This is a genomic window from Gluconobacter frateurii, assembly GCF_002723955.1.
Taxonomy (GTDB): Bacteria; Pseudomonadota; Alphaproteobacteria; order Acetobacterales; family Acetobacteraceae; genus Gluconobacter; species Gluconobacter frateurii.
This window is the reverse complement of the sequence record NZ_BEWN01000002.1, coordinates 634,506-654,321: the sequence shown is the minus strand read 5'-3', so window position 1 is coordinate 654,321 and position 19,816 is coordinate 634,506. Positions and strand designations below refer to the sequence as shown.

The window sequence follows — 19,816 nt, the reverse complement described above, 5'->3', positions numbered from 1 at the left end:
CTCAGAACGTGAAACTGCCATCCATGACGGCCTGCGCATTCAGCTTTCCAGAGATCATTCCCGTTTCAGTCATGAAGTCAGAAACCTGCTGCTGCTTGGCAACGATGTCTGGCGTCAGGGGAATAATCGTCCCTCGCATCGTGCGTACGACATCCTTCGCTACAGGAAGGGACAGGCCCACTTCTTCTGCCCACACCTTGGCGTAATCGTCTGTATGCGTTTGCATCCACTGATGCCCGGCCTTGAGCTGCTGCACATAATTCACCAGGCCGCCCCGGCTCTTTTCCAGCGCTTCACGAGTGGCGACGACGTAGCTCAGACCGCTCATCAGCTGACCGCCGTTTACGATCTCCCGTGCTCCATTAGAGACCTTGGCATCCGAAATGTAGGGCCCCCATGTTGCCCAGGCATCTACGGCGCCCGTTTGTAAGGCCAGTTTTGCCGCTACAGGTGGAATGAAAACAAACCGAACATCGGTCGCTTGAAGCCCTGCCGCTTTCAGTGCCGCCAGAACAAGATAATGTCCGGTCTGTCCCTTCAGGGTCGCAATACGCTTTCCTCTCAGATCCGCGACAGATCGGACGGTACTGTCTGGCTGCACGACGACAGCCGTTGTCGTTCCATCCGTTTGCACACCGGCGATAGCCCTGATTTCGTCAGACCCACTCTGGGCAAAGACCAGCGGCGCATCTCCAATAACCCCGGCATCAATAGCCTTTGCCGTCAACGCCTGTATCAGCATCGGAGCTCCGGCAAACAGGCTCCACTGAAGGGGTGACGAAGCGTTATCTCCTATTCCTGCGGCTTTCAGAAGAGAGCGTGCCCCTCCCTTCTGATCCCCGATCCGCAAAGGTTCCGCGGCGTAAGCGCTCGAAATGCCATGCCGGTGGACCGCAGCGAACGAAAGGCCTCCCAGCCCGAGCATAAGACTGCGTCGACGTGTCAGTGTCATGAGTTCACCAGCTCCAGGCGACTTTGCCATAGTAATATCCTCCCTCCGCACCATAGATGGCGGCGGAGCTGTAATTCGGGTTCACCTGAAGAAGAGACGCAGCACTTTGGGCTGTTGCACTCAGGGTCTGTGGGCGATGATTGAAAACATTATTCCCGCCAACAGACACTTTGATGCGGTTCGGGAAGCGATAGGTCAGATCGAAATCCACCAGCCACGCCGGAGCAACAGTTTCATCATAAGCAGCCCCTCGATCACTCAGCAGCTTGGTTGCGGAGTAGCGTGAAAGCCGGAGCGTGGTGGACCAGCGCTGAATATTCCATGTCGCATTCAAACGAATGGTATTACGCGGATAAAGCGTCGTGATGTTGCCGATCTGACTGCGAAACAGGGCTGTAATACCAGACCCCAGATTGACGTTGAGTGGATTGACCCGAATGATCTGATGCTGCTGCTGGTTCATCATCAGGCTCCATGTCACAGAGCCCGCACGGCCGAAGCGCGTCAGGTAATGGACCTGAAGATCGAGACCTGTCGCCCGCGTATGCGCAGCGTTTCGTTCATAGGTATAGCCATAATAACGGCCATCATTGGGAACAACACCTGCGGCATGAAGGATCTCCAGCACACGGGCACCAGCAACGCCTGAACCTGCTACAGAAATCGGCACGATCTGATTGAAAATGTCGATCCGGTACGCATCCAACGACAGATCCAGATTTTTCAAAGGCGTCAGCACAAAACCAACGTTGAAATTATGGGATGTCTCAGGCTTCAAGGGAGTGGCACCCAGCGCACGCGCGCCAGGATTATTCACCGAAGCATAGGTCGTGTAGGACTGCACAAGCTGATTGGTGCTTGGGAGCACGGAGTAATAAAGCGCCGTGCTCTGGAAATATTCCTGCTGAAGTGTTGGCGCATGAAATCCGTTACTGGCAGATCCTCTCAAGGCCAACCACGGCGTCACCTGATATCGAACCGAGGCCTTTCCACTCAGCGTATTCCCAAAATCGCTATACTGTTCGTCACGGCCGGAAAGATTCACTGTCAGTTTTTTTGTCAGCTTCTGGGTCAGATCCAGATAAAACGCCCCGTTCATCCGGGAATGTGTTCCCGCCTGCGAAGGTGACGTAAAGCCCAACCCTGAGGCTCCCGGTAGTGCTGGGCTGGCATTCGGAAAAACATAGCTTGCAGGAAAGACGTATCCCCCGTCAGCGTAGGATGCAGGCTCACCAGCCGACACGCTGTATTCGTTGTAGCGATATTCAATTCCTCCAGCGACCTGAAGCGGGCTGGAGAATACACCGGTGCGAAAGCTACGCTTGAGATCGAAATCTGCGGTCAGTTCCGAATTATCCAGTGACTGGAGATGAAACGCGTGCTGGCTGGTCGGTCCAAGGGAATTGTTCAGTGTATTCTGAATACCAATACTGCTGAGATTTCGCCCGTAATTGACGCTTGCATCCCACTGCCACCCGAAAAAATCTCGACCACGAACGCCATTGGTAATCTGAAAATCATGATCTTCCGTGGTATCCGTTGGCAGATAGCCATTCGGATAGACACTCATGATGTTTTGCTGGGAATTGGATGGCCTGTACCAAGCAGACGCGAAAATCGTGCGATGGCTATATGTCGCGTATGAATAGAACGTCGCCGCATCTGAAAGCGGGACTTCCATATTGTACGCAATACTTTGCCGCTCTGATTCCGGCTGCCCCGAAATCTGACGATAGCGATTTCCGTTTTCGCGGGGGTCCTGCGCACCATTCGCCAGCAGCGGATAAAGAAGCACGGCTGCTCCACCCTGCGTCCTGGGAACAGAACCGGCATTATTCGTCGCCTGATTGCCTACAAATTCCGCGGTAACATTCAGGAAGCCGTGATTGCCGATCTTGAATCCCTGATTGTAGTTCAGGTTTCCGCCACGCCCATAATCCCCCAATGTCCCTACGGTCCAGCCATACTGGTTATATCCCAACTCAGCGCTGCCTCCGTGATCAGCGGATTTGAGAATGATGTTGATCACACCGGCAATAGCGTCCGATCCGTATTGAGCAGCGGCACCGTCCTTGAGAATTTCGACATGATCCACTGCGGAAAACGGAATCATGTCCAGATCCACGGGGGACTGCCCCTGCATGGCACCCCCATAAAACACGGAAGACATCGTATGCCGGCGCTTTCCATTCACGAGAACAAGAGTCTCGTTGGCAGGGAGCCCGCGCAGGGACATGGTCTTCGTCGTAAAACCAAGCTGGCCGGGATAGCCAGGTGTATTATTGATGGAGGGGTCAAGCGCCGTCAGGGCATTTCGAAGACTGGTCTGCCCGGTTTTCTTCAGATCATTTGCCGTAAAGATGGCAATGGGAGCCATGCTTCGAGAAGCTTTAACCGCCGTGCGAGTGCCCGTTACAATAACATTTTCAGCCGAGACACTGGTGTCATGATCTGTGTCGGTTCCTTCGCGTGCATCGGCGGGAAGCGAAATCAATGACGTGCAGCAGGCCCCAAGCATCGTGCCATATAGAAAACGCCAACGATAAGAAGCCGTCCTGAACATGAAAGGTTGCTTTCCTGCACTCTGATTGAGTTACAGGAGGTAAAAAATTGTCTTCGTGAATAAAAACGAAATATCATTATCTCACGTATAACCAAAGATAATATAGAACGTCTCTGTGTCGGATTGGTGTAGGGACCAGTCTGCCAACGTCGGTCTTGTCGAGAGACTATGGCAACGAGATTGAAAAAATCCCTAGGAATATCCCAATTTTACAGCAGGCCAGTCAGCGACAGATCGTAAAGCCGTCTCTTGAGACCTGCATTTCCAATCAGAACCCTAGAGGGGGGCCACCTTACTATCTCGATAAAGCAACCGGTTAAGAAAATCAAAAACCAATCCGCCAAATTTTTATTATGAGATATTCATGAAATACGTTCAATATATTTTCTTTTATATCGTCATTTACGTTTAGTATTTACAAAAAAATATTATTATAATTTAACTATGCAAAATATTTTTCACTTTTTCTACGAACAATATTGTAAAGATCCTGATCCATATGCAGAATTTCCCTTATTTTAGAAATAGAATCTTCAAATTCTTCGATATCCTGCTTTTGAGAAATATGATTACTGGCATTACGAATAGGAAGAGGCTTATCCAGGAGTGGTAATTTCAATTTCGTACGCATCGCACCAATAAAGGATTCTAATTGGCATGTTGTCGCAAACAGATTTTTTGGCTGCTCAACTGCCGCACGAGCCTGCTCAAAAATACCTTGCTCCATACTGGAATCGTAAGGGGAATTGAAGTCAAACCCTAGCATTACCGTCTGCTGGCATATCTCCATCACAGCATCGGGACATGTCAAAAAATCCCTAAGAGAATTGTCGCGCATAAACCGCATGGTATCGGTAAAGGTCTGCGGGTCTTCGTTTACTCGCCGGGAATGCAGAAATGCAGAACGGAAGCGCGCCAACGGATCACGCAGTACCGCCGCAATACAATCGTTTGATGCAGCCAAGGCTGCAAAAAGAGGGAGAGGGACGTGCCCGCCAATCAGATCAAAATTTTTGCATTCCGGAGGACTACAGACAATAGATTCATAACTTTCGTAATATAACTTGGAGGGGGTCCGTTCTCCTATTGCCTCCCAAACAGTCGTACCTGCCGTCTTAGGAATATGCACAAAAAAAAGCGTATCCCGGCAACGTCGTAATTTCCGTGAATACAGGGCCTCTTTAATGACACGATAATGTTTGGCCCGTCGCATGACCGGATCAAGAATCCCTCGAAAGCCATAGCGCTTGAAACACGCGAAAACCTCGTTGGCAAAAATCGGTTTCCAGGTCGTGTAGATCTTTTTCAGAACGTCATGCGGAATACCCGCCATTCTTGCCTTGTAAAGGATCAGAACCGTCGCATCATCAATATCAATAACGTAATGATAGGTTCGAACCTCGGCTACATTCGCCGTTGGCCAATTTCCCTCCGGTAATAGAATACGGTCATTTGGCGAAAGATATGGCAAAATAGCTCGCCAAGCATCCTGCCAGAGCGGATCCATCCATCCCTGTTCCGAACTGTGAATATCTCTCGAAGACCGTGAAGGGAAAAGTGCCATGGTTCATCGTTTTTTATTAAGACCGACGAACCATAGAGAAAATACACACGAAATTAATAACAAATATTAACGAATTGTTTTACACCTATGCACTTATATATTTATATTATCTAAACTCTATCTTGCAAAGCTACTTTAGAGAAGACAGGAAGTATTATTTCGCCAGAAACCCTAATAACAAATGGGTGTTATACAAACCAACACCCAAAGGCATTACAACTCATGGTTCCCATGTTAAAAATCCGAAGAAATTGTGCCGGTCATTGAAAATCTGGGAAGGACATAAAAGGATGCACCGCTGCCCCCTGCAAGAGTGCTACCATCGAGCAACGTGACGCTGCGATAGTTATTGGTAATTCCAGTTGTCCCCACGCGAATGATTGACCCTGTCAGATTTGAAAAATTCAGACGGAATGTTGGTGTCTTCAAAAAATAAAGTGGCTTGAAATGATAGCCAAGAGCCAGAGTATTTGTGACGAACCCGGGCATTCTCTGATCATTCACAAGCGTAACGGATTGAGGGCCGGTGTAATGGAGGCTGAAGTTCCCGAAAAATCCTGCATTGCTGTAAGTAAGACCAAAATTCGCCAGAACCCGGGGCGTCAGAATGGATTGCTTGCCCTTTGTCGGGAGATAGGTATCTCCATAAGGGATGTTGGAATCAAACGTGCCGTGCAGGTACTCAACGGAAGCGTAAGGGCTAAAATGATGAAAATCCCGCCCTGCAATCATGGCATCAAAACCGCGGATTGTTTGATTGCCGGCATTTGAAACCGCATAGGCCGTGTTGGGAAGGTACGTTGTCAGAAGCCGGTTCGTAATATTCGAATTAAATGCGGCAATATCGAGAGTCAGGTAGCGGTTATTATACCGATACCCAATTTGTTCGGTGATTGAATACTGGTTTTTGGGCAAGGATGTTGATGCAGAAAGCTGCGATGGCGATGGCTGGCGGAAATCCCCTTCTGCATTCAGATAAATCTGACTGTGTGTATCGAACTTGTACGAGACTGACAGATGCGGCAACGGTGCTGTCGAATTGGCACCAATCGTAAATTGGCTTAATCCTGACGCTCTGTCCCAGTAGTTGGACATAATATATTTGAACCCTGCATTTACGAGCAGTCGATCGTCGAAATATTTTGCTGTATCTTCAACAAAGAATGAATTCAGTTCGTAACCGGCATTGTACGTGTAAATGGCTTCCTGCCCGTCCGCTGTATAAAGTTTATAGGCCGCGGCATTGGTCTTGGCGTTACGACCATCTCCCTGCGTCGCCATCGTTGGGAAGAAATAATCGACGGCATTATTCTCATACCAGTAGCCAAAAGACAGATGATTATGGCGATCAATGTCATATCCAAGCTTGGCCACAAGTCCAACCTGAGGAGACCAATGCTGGGCCCAGTATGTGCTTAGAGGAGCGGACGCATCTACCTTTTGTCCGTTTCCGTAATAATAGGTCGCCCCTGTGGAAGCAGGCGTACCAGCGGAAGAACCATCCCAACCAAAACCGGTCGCAAAATAAGGGGACAAGTCGAAACTCACGCGCTTATTGATGATGATATGGGCTTGGGTTGTGACGAAAAACTGGTTCCAGGAATCAATATTTCCCTGCCAGTAATTCCCTGCTGAGGTAGAATTTCTGTCCCAGATATCTGTGCGATTATATCCATTTCCAGTGTGCTTATAATCGTAGAACGTCTTGGCATCCGGATAGGCATCAATCGTGAACATCGAATTGTTCCAGGAGCCAAAAAACTTTACGGTCGAACCATTCGTAAATTCCTTGAATAGCCCAACATCCACATGTGTTCTGCGGTTTGTTCCCGCTCCCATCCATTGGCGCGCATGTGTATTCGAAACCGAAATGTAAGACCGAACTCCCGAGTTTCCAATTTCTCCAGATTCCAGCCGCACGAACTCGCGTGACATATTATTGGTGCCATAAGAGAAATCCATGCTCCCACCCGCTTTCTTGCCGGGTGTGTATGTCCGCTCGTCCAATGTACCCGCGGTAGCATTCGATGCAGGGGCATCAATGGGAGAACTGCCAGGCGTCATGGTGACGGTTTCAATATTTTCTGCATCCACATTCTGCTGCAGATACGCAGCTAAAGATGCCGGAGCGCCATCGAGAAGAAGCGCCGTATCAGCATCTGTGAAGCCCCGCATATAGAGAGCGCCACCTTTTATGCCGGACGTATCCGGCATCGCGATACTGACACTCGGCAGATTTTGTACGACATCCAAACCCGTGGATGTCGGGCTTCTCATCTCGATATACTGCTTTCCCACAGACTGCACCGCGTAGGGAGCCGTCTCGACGCGCATCATGCCGCCACCGGAATCACGTGCCCGCCTTGACCCCCTCACCCCAACATTTTCTTCACTGGTCGCCGTCATGGAGGTTTTATGCGGACGGGTTTTTGCGGATTGAGGTGCTGCAGAATGTCTGGCTGGCGCATGTCGCGGCCGTGATAATGGGGCCGCTTTAAGGCTGTTCGCCTCCCCTACAATGATCGCCGAACCCAAAATGGTACTGAGAAGCAAACGAGAAACCAGTGCTTTCACTTTTTTTTCTCCGACAATCAGGGGCAGTCAGGAAAGTCGCTACGTATATATTACGATATAATAATGAAATATTATGTATTTTCCGGTCAACAGAAATCTCAAGAATAATTCAAATAATATGAATGAAATAACTGGGAAAAGAATTAGCCGAATGATGATGGCATCATTCGGCTTTTAAAAATTATTGATTAAATTTTTAGGTTCTACGCTAGATAGATCAGAACTCTTCTTCACACCTCAAAAGAACATTCCGAACCTTATGGATCATCTCCCTGATTTGATCAGGAGTAGAAATAAATGGCGGCCCAAAGGAAATCGTGTCTCCTGTCACTCTCAAAAGCATACCTTCCTGCAAGCCATACTCGAAAAGCTGAACACTCCGGAGAGCAGATTTTTCATCCAATGGGGCAAGCTCGATAGCCGCAGTAAGGCCGATATTTCTCAAATCTTTGACGGAACGCAGATCCCGAAGAGCATGCACTGCTTCTTCCAAAACCGGTTCAAGTGCTCTCACCCGCGCATTTGTCTCTTCCTCTTCCATAATATCGAGGACGGTATGAGCAACAGCGGCTGCCAGGGGATGTCCAGAATAGGTGTAGCCGTGGGCAAACTCTATCGCGCTTTCCGGCCCACTCATGAAGGTCTTATAAATTTCAGATGTGACGATGACACCTCCCATCGGCACAATCCCGTTCGTGACGGCCTTGGCAAACGTGATCATGTCAGGTGTGACACCGAATCTTTGGGACGCGAAATTTTCTCCCATTCGGCCAAATCCGGTAATCACTTCATCAAAAATCAAAAGAATACCGTGCTTCGTGCAGATTTCCCTAAGCTTCTGCAAATACCCAATGGGAGGGACCAGCACACCTGTAGAGCCCTGCACGGGTTCCACAATCACCGCAGCGATCGTGGAAGCATCATGGAGCGCCACCAGTCTTTCAAGGTCATCGGCAAGGCACGCCCCCCATTCCGGCTGTCCTTTTGAAAAGGCAACATGGGCGTGGTCATAAGGATGGCGAAGGTGATCGACACCCGGCATCATAACTGTCGCAAACATCTTCCGGTTGGAAACAATGCCACCAACGGACATTCCGCCAAACCCGACGCCATGATACCCGCGCTCCCGCCCAATCAGGCGGAAACGACCACCCTCTCCACGTAACTTGTGAAAACCAATGGCAATTTTGAGCGCTGTATCAACAGCTTCTGATCCGGAGTTTGCAAAGAAAACATGCTCCAGCCCTTCCGGCGCCATCTTGGCAATGCGCGCTGCCAACGTCACCGCTGGAGCATGGGTCATCTGGAATCCAGGAGCGAAATCGAGCGTTTCAGCCTGCTGACGAAGGGCCTCTACAATACGGGGATGTCCATGCCCGAGCGGCGTACACCATAGGCCGGACAAGGTATCAAAAACGGTCCGACCATCGGCCATTGTATAGTAAGGGCCCTGAGCCGAAGCCACCACACGATGGTCGCCCCGACCGTTCACCAGCCTGTTGGCGGTGAAAGGCATCCAGTTGCGGCCTTCGCTCATCGCAAGAGCACACAGGCTTTCATTTTTTAGATCGTTCATAGGACTATCTCCGTGCCCTTAAGAGCACTGTTCCCGAAAGGCTTGCGTTCCACGTATCGGCCCTGTCCACGCTCGGCCCGCAACGTGCCATCATCCCAGACAACGCGTCCCTGACTGATGGTCTTTTTGGCCACCCCAGTAACGGTCATGCCTTCGTAAATATTGTAATCGACGTTTTGATGATGAGTGACGGACGAAATGGTTCTCGTGGCCAACGGATCCCACAGCACGATATCGGCATCGGCCCCTGTAGCAATCAGTCCTTTACGGGCGCCGAGATTGAAAATGCGCGCCGTATTGGTCGATGTCACTGCAACGAACTGCTCCGGGGTGAGCTTTCCGCTTGCGACCCCATGATGCCACAGAACGCTCATTCGATCTTCAATACCGGGAACGCCATTAGGAATGCGCGTGAAATTTGTCAGCCCCATTTCCTTCTGGGATCGGCAGAAGCAGCAGTGATCCGTTGCCGTTGTCTGTAGCTGCCCCGACGAAAGACCACCCCAAAGCGCCTGCTGATGGGACTTTTCCCGGAACGGCGGGCTCATGACATAACGGGACGCCTGCAGCCAGTCCGAGGCTTGATAGACGCTCTCATCAAAAACCAGATGCTGGGGGAGCACTTCTCCATAGACTTTCATGCCACGCAGACGCGCTGCCGCAATGGCTTCGGTCGCCTCTCGTGTGGAAACATGAACGATGTAGAGGGGCGTGTTACTAACGCACGCCAGTGTAATGGCTCGTTGGGCCGCCTCACCTTCGACACTGGCGGGGCGGGAAAGCGGATGAGCATCCGGGCCGGTTCTGCCTTCCTTCAGCAGGGCGTCCTGAAGGAAAGAAACAGCGTCCCCGTTTTCGGCATGTACGGTACACAACGCGCCCAGTTCGCCCGCACGACGCATGGAATTGAGAAACGTCTCATCATCCACCATCAAGGCATTTTTATAGGCCATGAAGTGCTTGAAGGAATTGACCCCACACTCCCGCACAAGCGTGCCCATATCTTTATGAACCTGATCATCCCAGTGCGTTACCGCGACATGAAAGCCATAATCGGAAGCCGCTTTCTCAGCCTTGCCCCGCCATGCTTTCCAGGCATCATGCAGGGGCTGCTTTTGGTCAGGAATAACGAAGTCGATGATGCTGGTGTTTCCGCCAGCCAGCCCGGCGGCCGTGCCTGTGTAAAAATCATCACTGGCCGTCGTGCCCATGAAGGGCATTTCCATATGGGTATGCGGGTCTATACCGCCCGGCATGACAAGCAGTCCGTCGGCCTCGACGATCGTGCTGCCAGTCGGCGCGTCCATATCCGGCTGAACGTCTGCGATCCGCCCGTCATCGTCACACAGGACGTCTGCGCGAAACTGCCTTTCCGACGTAACAACTGTTCCACCCTTGATCAGGAGCATGTCATCCCTTCCATTCAAGAAAAGCGATTGGCACAATGTCGTTGTCTTACCGAAACTGTATGGCTAATCTGACCATTCGGTCAACATAACGATTGCACTGCCGGATTTTTTTCGAGAACAGGGATCATCAGTCATGACACAACTGCCGGACGTGAACCCTTCAGGTCGTTTGACCAATGCCGATCTAGCACCTGTTCGAGACAGACACTGGGCCTGGAAAGACTATCTTTTTCTCTGGATGTCGGATGTTCACAGCGTCGCTGGCTACATGACAGTCGGTACGTTCTTCGCCATGGGGCTACCGGTCAGGAGTGTGCTTTTCGGGCTTCTGGTCGCAATCGTTGCCGTGCAGGTTCTGTGCAATCTGATCGCGGTGCCGAGTCTGCGTTCCGGCGCGCCCTTCCCTGTTATCATCCGAAGCGTCTTCGGCGTTTATGGCGCCATTATCCCGGCTCTTGTGCGTGGGATTATCGCAATTGGCTGGTATGGAATTCAGACCTGGCTGGCCTCGAATGCTGTTGTCCTGTTTTTGCTGCGCGTGATGCCATCGCTGACTGCTTACAGTGATGTGCACCAGCATGGTTTTCTGGGACTATCCATGATGGGATGGGGCGCATTCCTGTTGGTCTGGTCCCTGCAACTGGCCGTGTTCTGGCGTGGCATGGAGTCTATCCGTCATTTCATCGACTGGGCCGGCCCGGCGATTTACATCATGATGGTTCTTCTGGACGGTATCCTGCTTTGGAAAACCCGGGGGCAAATCAGCTTCTCCGTTCTCCCGCGTTCAGATCTTACCTTGAGTCAACACCTGACCGGGCTCCTGAATGTCATTTCCCTGACGATCGCTTTCTTTTCCCCCATCATTCTGAACTTTGGCGATTTTTCTCGATACGGTGTCAGTATCGAGGCTGTGCGGCGCGGGAATTTCTGGGGGCTGCCCATTAATTTTATGGCATTCTCCGCCCTCGCTTTGACAACAGTGACACTGACCCAGCCAGTCTTCGGAAAAATCCTGATCGACCCGGTCGAAACTGTCACCAGACTTGATAATCAGGCAATCATGCTTGTGGGCATTCTGACATTTGTCGTGGCAACCATCGGCATCAATATTTCCGCCAATTTTGTTTCTGCCGCCTTTGATTTTTCGAATATCGCTCCCGCGTCAATTTCATGGAAGGGTGGCGGAATTATCGCCTCCATTGGTGCCATTCTCCTCACCCCATGGAATCTTTATGCACGCCCTGACCTGATCCATCTCACCCTTGATGTTCTGGGGCTGTTTATTGCGCCGGTCACGGGCATTCTACTGGCGGATTATTATCTTGTTCAGCGACAGAGACTGGACGTTGGAGCACTATACAGTACCGATCCCGCAGCCCGATACTGGTACCGCGGAGGCGTCAACCCAGTGGCAGTCTATGCGCTCGTGCTTGCTGTTCTGGTAGGTTTGGCCAACGTGTTCATGCCCCAGTTGGCCGCATTTCAGAACTTCGCCTGGTTTACAGGCTTTTTCTCTGGGCTGGCTTTCCATCTCCTCCTGACGCGTCTGGCGCCAGTGGACGGAAAAGCGGGCCAACAAGCGTCATGATCGTGGCAACGCCAGTCTCGTAGTCAGCATCAATCAGGGGCGCCCGGTCCAGAACGGCTTCGTACTGGACCTGCATGTCCGCATAAGCCTGCGTACCTGACCAAAGCAGAAAGAGAAAATGTGTCGGGTCGATGGGAGCCATAATGCCCCTTGCCTGCCATTCAAGGAAAATAGCGACGTGCCGGGCAACATGCGCGCGTAATTCCCCCTTCAGGAAGTCTTGCACCATAAGCCCTCCCGAAAGCAGCTCCTGTGCAAACAGACGTGAGCCTTCAGGCCGCGTGCGGGAGAACGCTATCTTGGCTTCAATATAACCCTTCAACCCTTCTAACGGATCTCTTTCAGGAGACAGCCAGGTATCCGCATCCGTCAGCCAGACATCCAGAAGCCGGGTCAATGTGGCATTGTAGAGGTCTTCCTTGGAGCCAAAATAGTAAAGAATATTCGCCTTGGGGATATCACAGACCTTGGCAATATCCTCTAACCGCGTCCCTTTCAGGCCGCGCGTGCCGAACGTCCATTCCGCTGCATTGAGGATCTGCGGAATGGTGGCCCGTCGAGGCGCCCCGGCTTTTGCTCTTTTTCTGGGGCTCGGAGCGACCTCCAGACTGTCTTTTGGCACCGTATTGCTCCCAGCCTGCTATGCGGGAGCAGATTTTTGACAGTTCTCAGGACGAACGACAAGCCTTTCTCGTCAGCGAGGATCTAGAGGACACTATCCGCACGTAGAACAGCGCCGAGAAGAACATTGGCACCCGCCTCGGCTTCGCTTTCTGTGATGCTTTCTTCCTCGTTGTGGCTCAGGCCATCCCTGCACGGGACGAAAATCATGGCTGTCGGGGCAACCTTGGCCAGATAAGCCGCATCATGGCCCGGCCCGGACACGATCGGGCGTGGCTCATACCCCATCTGACGCGCTGACTCCGCAACCATATCCACGCAACGGGCATCAAAATGGACTGCGGGAGCATCCCAGATTGGAACAATCTCCAGCGTCACACCAGCCACCTCAGCAATCTGCCGGAAGCGGGCCATGAAATCCTGCTCCATGGCCGCAACGACTGCGTCATCTGGGTGCCGAATATCGACAGTAAAGAACGTCTCGCCCGGCACCACATTGTTGCTGTTGGGTCTGTTCTCGATCAGACCAACCGTTCCAACGGCTCCGGGGGCATTGGCGTGTGCCACCTCCGAAAGGGCAACGACCATTTTAGATGCCGCCAGCAGGGCATCATGCCGCATCGGCATCGGCGTTGATCCCGCATGCGCGTCCTTGCCCTTTACCGTCACTTCATACCAGCGCATCCCCTGCACACCCGAGACAGCACCAATGACCCGGTTCTCCACTTCGAGAATGGGTCCCTGCTCGATGTGGAGTTCGAAATAAGCGCCTATCGGATGATCTCCGCAGGGCTCCTGCCCCCGGTAGCCAATGGCCACCAGTTCATCCCCAAATCGGGCACCAGTACGATCGCGCTTGTCCAGCACCTCCTGTTCGGTGAACACCCTCGCAAAAACGCCTGAACACATCATCGGAGGTGTAAAACGTGAGCCTTCCTCGTTCGTCCAGTTGATCAGTTCGATCGGATGCCGCGTGACATGCCCTGCCTCGTGAAGGGCTCGCAGAACGGCGAGACCACCCAGAACACCCAGGATACCGTCGAATTTTCCACCCGTCGGCTGGGTATCAAGATGGCTGCCCATGGTAATGGGGGGCAAACTGGCATCCTGACCCGGACGTCGCGCAAACATGTTCCCCATCGTATCGATGGTGATAGTGCAGCCCAGCTTTTCACAGGTCGCGGCAAACCATTCCCGAACCTGTCTGTCTTCCTGCGTCAGTGTCAGGCGACGAATACCGCCTTTAGACGTCCCACCAAAACGGGCGGTTTCCATCAGATCTGCCCACAGAGCGTTCCCGTCGATGCGGATATTGCTTTGACTCATACCGAGGGTCCTTCGTCAGTTCGTATAGGTACGCCCTGTCCTGGAGGGGCGCCTCCTGCTTTTCAGGCTGTAATCCGGTGAGGGTTTGAAGGATGTTCAGGCCATGTCAGTTCTCCATCGACAGGCTGCGGAACCATCGTGATACAGTCGTCGACCGGGCAGACATGGGCGCAGAGATTGCACCCGACACACTCATCCTCGATCACTTCATAATGGCGACGATCCGGCCCATTACGTTTTGAAATGGCCTGATGGGACGTATCTTCACAGGCAATGTGACAGAGCCCACACCCGACACAGGCGTCCTGATCAATATCGGCGATGGTCCGGAATTTCATATTGAGCTGGTTCCAGGGAACAAACTGCGAAACCGCCCGCCCTGTCACATCGTCCAGCCGCTCATAACCCTTCCCGTCCATCCAGTTGGACAGACCATCAATCATGTCTTCAACGATGCGGAAGCCATAATGCATGGCAGCCGTACAGACCTGAAGAGACCCCGCTCCCATAGCCAGAAATTCCGCCGAATCCCGCCAGTTGCTGATGCCGCCGATCCCGGAAATCGGAATCCCGGCCATGGTCGGGTCCCGGGCGATCTCCCCAATCATGCGCAAGGCAATCGGCTTGACGGCAGGACCACAATATCCGCCATGCGTCCCTTTGCCGCCCACCACAGGCATCGGCGCCATAGCGTCCAGATCAACACCGATGACAGACTGGATCGTGTTGATCAGCGACACGGCATCCGCACCGCCAGCACGCGCCGCTCTGGCCGGCATCAGGATATTGGTCACGTTCGGTGTCAATTTGACGATGACTGGCATGCGGGTGTTCTGCTTGCACCACCGCGTCACCATCTCCACGTATTCCGGAACCTGCCCGACCGCCGCGCCCATATTGCGCTCGGACATGCCATGCGGGCATCCGAAATTCAGTTCAATCCCATCAGCACCCGTTTCCTCCACGATGGGAAGAATGGCTTTCCACTTGTCTTCCTCGCAGGGAACCATGAGGCTGACGATTACGGCCCTGTCTGGAAATTCCCGTTTGACGCGTTTGATTTCCGCAATATTGGTCGCAAGAGGACGATCTGAAATCAGCTCGATGTTGTTGAGACCAATGAGCCTGCGTCCTTCAAAGCCCAACGCTCCATAACGAGAACTCAGGTTGACGACAGGCGGATCTTCACCAAGCGTTTTCCAGACAACACCGCCCCAGCCCGCCTGAAAAGCACGACGGACATTATATTCCTTGTCAGTCGGAGGGGCGGAAGCCAGCCAGAAAGGATTGGGAGATTTAATACCGGCAAAAACGGTCCGTAAATCAGCCATTGTTCGCGTCCTTTTCAACGCTGGAGGCCATCAGTTCTGCATGAATGGCTTCGGCAGCATCCCGGCCATCCCGCACGGCCGCTACTGTCAGATCTTCACCAGCAGTGCAGTCACCCCCGGCATAAACGCCTGGCATGGACGTTCGCCCGTGAGCGTCCACAACGATGCGGCCATTTTCAACAAGGATCTGATCTTTCTGAATTGGATCAGGCACGAACACCTGCCCGATTGCTTTCAGAACCATGTCAGCTTCAAGGGTAAAGCTGTCCTGAGGGTCGTAGCCACCTTCTGGCGTTCCACGGCTAAAGCAAATGCCTTGCACCGCGTCCTGATCCGTCAGGAGATGATGGGGAGAGGCCCAGAAACGTACGGTGACGCCATTGGTCTGCGCCCACTCCCGCTCAACAGATGTGGCAGACATGTGTTCGGGGCCCCGCCGATAGACAAGCGTGATCTCCTCAGCCCCCAGACGCTTTGCCTGCACCGCAGCATCAACAGCGGTATTTCCGCCCCCGATCACCACAACCCGCCGCCCCACCGGAACTTCAGAAAGGGTGCTGGATCTGAGCGCCTCAATGAAGGCGACCGCATCCAGAACCCCTTCCACACCCTCATTCTCAAACCCGAGAGCCCGTACTCCGGACAGGCCGATCCCGAGGAAAACAGCGTGGTAGCTCTGGCGCAGGTCAGCGAGTGTTATGGTTTGCCCTAGCACCGCACCGCCCTGAAACTGGATTCCCCCGATAGACATGAGGAAATCGATCTCTTTCTGAGCGAAATTATCAGCCAGCTTGTAAGCAGCCACGCCGTACTGATTAAGACCACCGGGTGCTTCGTGCCGATCAAAGATCGTGACGTCATGACCATGCATCGCCAGACGATGCGCACAGGCCAGACCTGCCGGACCCGCGCCAACAATCGCAACACGCCGTCCCGTGCTTTGCGCACGTTGAAACGGGTGAGTTGTCTGGTTCATCTGCCAGTCTGTTGCAAATCGCTGAAGCGCGCCAATCCGGACGGCATGATTGGCCTCAATCGCGGTGTGAACGCATTTTTGTTCACACAGAATTTCGGTTGGGCAAACCCGGGCACACGACCCACCAAGAATGTTGGACTGAAGAATGGTCTTCGATGCGCCTGCCAGATTGTCCGAGGCAATCGCCTTGATGAAGCGCGGAATATCGATGTCCGTTGGACACGCCTCAACGCAGGGTGCGTCATAACAATAGAAACACCGATCCGCTTCCAGCGCGGCCTGCTCGTTGCTCAGGCCAGGATGAGCGTCGGCGAAATTGAGATCCAGAACGGCCTCTGGCAACCGGCCGCAGGCAATGTCGAATCGCGTACCCATCTCATGCCCCTGATTGGTTCGTAATCAGAACGGTATGAGTTCGGAACACTTGGATGCAAGAATTTTCTGACCAAACGTTCAGTTTATTTGAATCGACACTTCAAAAGTGAATATCGAGGCACTTTCCAGTTCATGCCTGAAGCGGGATTTTGACTAAAAAAAATCCACGCCTGAAAACCGGCGACATGTCGCGTCCTATGGCTCTAAAGTTTCAGGATGCTCTTCGATCTTCCAGACCCCGAAACGCTCTATGCAGCCCTCCTGTCCCGGAACGAGAGTTTCGATGGACAGGCTTTTGTTTGCGTCTCTTCCACAGGCGTTTTCTGCCGCCTGACGTGCCCCGCGCGAAAGCCCAAGCGTGAGCATTGCACGTTCTACCAGACCATTGGGGAATGCATCGAAGCAGGTTTTCGACCCTGCAAGCGTTGTCACCCTCTTCAGGCTGCCGCACTTGCTGATCCAGCAATTTCAGCCCTTTTGCACAGTCTTGAATCACAACCTGATGTTCGCTGGTCAGAAGATCATATCGTCAGAATGGGTTACGACCCTTCGACAATACGCCGTAGTTTCAAACGCCAGTTTGGAATGACATTTCTGGAAATGGCGCGTCAAAGGCGGCTTCGCGAAGGCTTCGAAACATTAGCAGGCGGCGGTAAGGTCATCACGGCGCAACATGAGGCCAGCTTTGAATCCGCCAGCGCGTTCCGCTCCGCTTTTGCCCGTCTCCTGGGCACGACTCCCGCAGATCTACGCCCGAACAAACCCCTTCAGGCAACATGGATACCGACCCCGCTGGGTGACATGATTGCTGTCAGCAGTCGAAGCCACCTGCATCTTCTGGAATTTTTGGACCGCAAAGCACTCCCTACAGAACTCAAGCGGCTTCACCAGTCTTCCAATAGTGGTATTGGGATCGGACGCCTCCCGCCATCAGAGCAGGCCGCAAGTGAACTGACTGCATATTTCTCCGCTCGCTCGGAGAATTTTCAGACTCCACTTGCCTTGAATGGCACGCCGTTCACACGTCAGGTCTGGAATGCTCTTCAAACGATTCCAGCAGGGGAGACACGAAGCTATTCGGAAATCGCCCGACAAATTGGCCGCCCCTCCGCCGTGAGGGCTGTCGCGCGCGCCAATGGCGCCAACCAGATTGCATTGATGATTCCCTGCCACCGCGTCATCGGTGCAGATGGTTCCCTGACTGGATACGCGGGTGGGCTCTGGCGAAAACAGCGACTTATCGAAATCGAAAGGGAGCTCAAAACACGGAAGAAAAATCAAAGCATATAAGGCAATTATGCTTGATCATCCGAGTTGGTGAGGCCATGCATATCACAACTCGATAGCACTCCCCTGATTACGGCAGAACTACCGACAAGATTCTACCAGCATGGTAGTAAACCACTACCAAAATGCTGACATAGCTGACTGATTTTATCGAAAAAGAGGACCTGGTGGAGAGAGTTGGATTCGAACCAACGTAGGCGTACGCCAGCGGATTTACAGTCCGCCCCCTTTAGCCACTCGGGCACCTCTCCGGGTCGGCGGTTGGAATATGGCGGATAGACGGCTATGTCAATTGCCTATCGTCGATTATATGATTTTTTCATGTCCAGACGACCTTCCCCCCGTTCCGCCGCCCCGTCCCGCCATGCGGAGAAAGGCCCACAGCGCTCCGGCAATGCCGAGCGCTCCCCACGCTCAGGAAAGCCAGCTTCAGGTTATTGGATATACGGTCACCATGCCGTGGAAGCTGCTTTGAACAATCCAGACCGCGTCATTCTTGAATTTCTCGCCACGCGTGAAGCCGGAGCCGCATTCAGCCAGTCTTCTCGTGCCCAGCCTCAGACCGTTGACCGGGAGCGGCTGGATCGCCTCTGCGAGCGGGATGCCGTTCATCAGGGCGTCTGCCTGCGCGTGGAGCCCCTTGAACCACCCACCATCCACGAAGCTCTTGAACGGCCCGGCCCGATCCTGGTCCTTGATCAGGTCACAGATCCCCGCAACATCGGTGCGATCCTCCGCTCTGCCGCGGCTTTTGGTGCATGCGCCCTTCTCGTTCAGGATCGCAACACCCCACAGGAAAGCGGCGCCATGGCAAAGGCCGCTTCGGGCGCACTGGATCTGGTCCCCATCATCCGCGAAGTCAATCTCTCACGCGCTCTTGCCACTCTCCAGTCTCAGGATGTCTGGGTCGTAGGCCTCGATGCCGGAGGCACACGCCTGGAGGGAGAAAGTTTCGGAAACCGGCGCGTCGCCCTGGTGCTCGGCGCTGAAGGAGCAGGGCTTCGTCGACTGACGCGCGAGACATGCGATGAAATTTCGAGTGTCTACATGCCCGGGAACATGGAAAGTCTCAATGTTTCCAACGCTGCAGCAGTAGCCCTATACGAACTGGCTCGGCCGACGAAGTAAATCATTGTACGGACAAGCAGCGTCCCAAACATTTTTCAGACGCTGCTTGCTGGTTCCCTGACAGACCATATTCCTCTGCCTCTCATATAAAAATGGTCCAACCATGCGGCCGCATCTTTCACGAGATTACCGCATGCCTCTCAGGAAAAGTTTTTCTCGCCCTCTGAGGAAAGCACAGACAACCTCATTCTCTTTGTAAATTCCTCGCGGCAATAAGCCCTTGATGGTGAGGATCCGAGATCCTGCAGGAATGCTTCAGTCCATCATTCTCTAAAATAAAAACAATCGTCAAATTCAGTAATTACAATCCGGCCCCGCCCCAATGAAATCTACAATTTTCGAAAAAATTAATGATAAATTCTGATTTTATAACAAAATTGTGAACACACTTTGAAATCACAGAAATCTTGTGACACAAATAAAGTATTATTTTTCAATATCTTAATATAATAAATTCGTTATTTTTCCATAAACGGGTGTGTTAATTTTTTCCTTGCATAAGAATCGTTACAGGAATTAGGCTAAAAGTCATCTTTTCGAGAAAGA

At 52.5% G+C, this 19,816-nt stretch carries 13 protein-coding genes and 1 tRNA gene; 3 read left to right on the top strand and 11 right to left on the bottom strand.

Annotation, left to right across the window (positions count from 1 at the left end; genetic code table 11):
• Position 1: 1 nt before the first annotated feature.
• The 6 genes from GFR01_RS08395 to hydA all read right to left on the bottom strand — a co-directional run bounded on the left by GFR01_RS08395 (position 2) and on the right by hydA (position 10,638).
• Positions 2 to 982: an ABC transporter substrate-binding protein gene (locus GFR01_RS08395; protein WP_244902212.1), complete on the bottom strand. Its 981-nt coding sequence runs from the start codon at positions 980 to 982 to the stop codon at positions 2 to 4.
• Positions 957 to 3,515 (bottom strand): TonB-dependent receptor plug domain-containing protein, encoded by a 2,559-nt coding sequence (locus GFR01_RS08390; RefSeq protein WP_099182054.1) that lies wholly within the window; start codon positions 3,513 to 3,515, stop codon positions 957 to 959. The genes GFR01_RS08395 and GFR01_RS08390 overlap by 26 nt, the downstream gene beginning before the upstream one ends.
• A 442-nt stretch (positions 3,516 to 3,957) precedes the next feature.
• Positions 3,958 to 5,022 carry a sulfotransferase family 2 domain-containing protein gene (locus GFR01_RS08385; RefSeq protein WP_099182053.1) on the bottom strand — a complete coding sequence of 355 codons (1,065 nt, stop codon included), beginning with the start codon at positions 5,020 to 5,022 and terminating at the stop codon, positions 3,958 to 3,960.
• Positions 5,023 to 5,313: 291 nt separating this feature from the next.
• A complete protein-coding gene (locus tag GFR01_RS08380) occupies positions 5,314 to 7,653 on the bottom strand; it encodes a TonB-dependent receptor (protein ID WP_099182052.1) in 2,340 nt (779 codons plus the stop codon).
• Between the two features lie 217 nt (positions 7,654 to 7,870).
• On the bottom strand, positions 7,871 to 9,229 hold the full coding sequence (locus tag GFR01_RS08375; protein ID WP_099182051.1) for an aspartate aminotransferase family protein: 1,359 nt from the start codon (positions 9,227 to 9,229) through the stop codon (positions 7,871 to 7,873).
• On the bottom strand, positions 9,226 to 10,638 hold the full coding sequence (gene hydA, locus GFR01_RS08370) for a dihydropyrimidinase (RefSeq protein WP_099182050.1): 1,413 nt from the start codon (positions 10,636 to 10,638) through the stop codon (positions 9,226 to 9,228). The genes GFR01_RS08375 and hydA overlap by 4 nt, the downstream gene beginning before the upstream one ends.
• Positions 10,639 to 10,771: 133 nt before the next feature.
• Between hydA and GFR01_RS08365 the strand changes: the two genes are divergently transcribed.
• A complete protein-coding gene (locus GFR01_RS08365) occupies positions 10,772 to 12,226 on the top strand; it encodes an NCS1 family nucleobase:cation symporter-1 (RefSeq protein ID WP_099182049.1) in 1,455 nt (484 codons plus the stop codon).
• Here GFR01_RS08365 and GFR01_RS08360 read toward each other — a convergent pair.
• The 4 genes from GFR01_RS08360 to GFR01_RS08345 form a co-directional block, all read right to left on the bottom strand.
• On the bottom strand, positions 12,138 to 12,848 hold the full coding sequence (locus tag GFR01_RS08360; RefSeq protein ID WP_244902211.1) for a TetR family transcriptional regulator C-terminal domain-containing protein: 711 nt from the start codon (positions 12,846 to 12,848) through the stop codon (positions 12,138 to 12,140). The genes GFR01_RS08365 and GFR01_RS08360 overlap by 89 nt on opposite strands.
• Before the next feature lie 83 nt (positions 12,849 to 12,931).
• The gene (locus GFR01_RS08355) at positions 12,932 to 14,173 is read right to left on the bottom strand and encodes a Zn-dependent hydrolase (RefSeq protein ID WP_099182048.1); all 1,242 of its coding nucleotides are present in this window, start codon (positions 14,171 to 14,173) and stop codon (positions 12,932 to 12,934) included.
• Positions 14,174 to 14,235: 62 nt separating this feature from the next.
• Positions 14,236 to 15,504 carry an NAD-dependent dihydropyrimidine dehydrogenase subunit PreA gene (gene preA, locus GFR01_RS08350; RefSeq protein ID WP_099182047.1) on the bottom strand — a complete coding sequence of 423 codons (1,269 nt, stop codon included), beginning with the start codon at positions 15,502 to 15,504 and terminating at the stop codon, positions 14,236 to 14,238.
• Entirely contained in the window at positions 15,497 to 16,855 is a 1,359-nt protein-coding gene (locus GFR01_RS08345) for an NAD(P)-dependent oxidoreductase (protein WP_099182046.1), read from the bottom strand. Before GFR01_RS08345 ends, preA begins: the two co-directional genes overlap by 8 nt.
• 216 nt (positions 16,856 to 17,071) lie before the next feature.
• Here GFR01_RS08345 and GFR01_RS08340 point away from each other — a divergent pair, with 216 nt between their 5' ends.
• Entirely contained in the window at positions 17,072 to 18,145 is a 1,074-nt protein-coding gene (locus GFR01_RS08340) for a bifunctional transcriptional activator/DNA repair enzyme AdaA (protein ID WP_099182045.1), read from the top strand.
• A gap of 162 nt (positions 18,146 to 18,307) precedes the next feature.
• Here GFR01_RS08340 and GFR01_RS08335 read toward each other — a convergent pair.
• A tRNA-Tyr gene (locus GFR01_RS08335) sits at positions 18,308 to 18,393 on the bottom strand.
• Between the two features lie 70 nt (positions 18,394 to 18,463).
• Between GFR01_RS08335 and rlmB the strand changes: the two genes are divergently transcribed.
• Positions 18,464 to 19,270, top strand: a complete 807-nt coding sequence (rlmB, locus tag GFR01_RS08325) for a 23S rRNA (guanosine(2251)-2'-O)-methyltransferase RlmB (RefSeq protein WP_244902210.1) — start codon at positions 18,464 to 18,466, stop codon at positions 19,268 to 19,270.
• Positions 19,271 to 19,816: the final 546 nt, after the last annotated feature.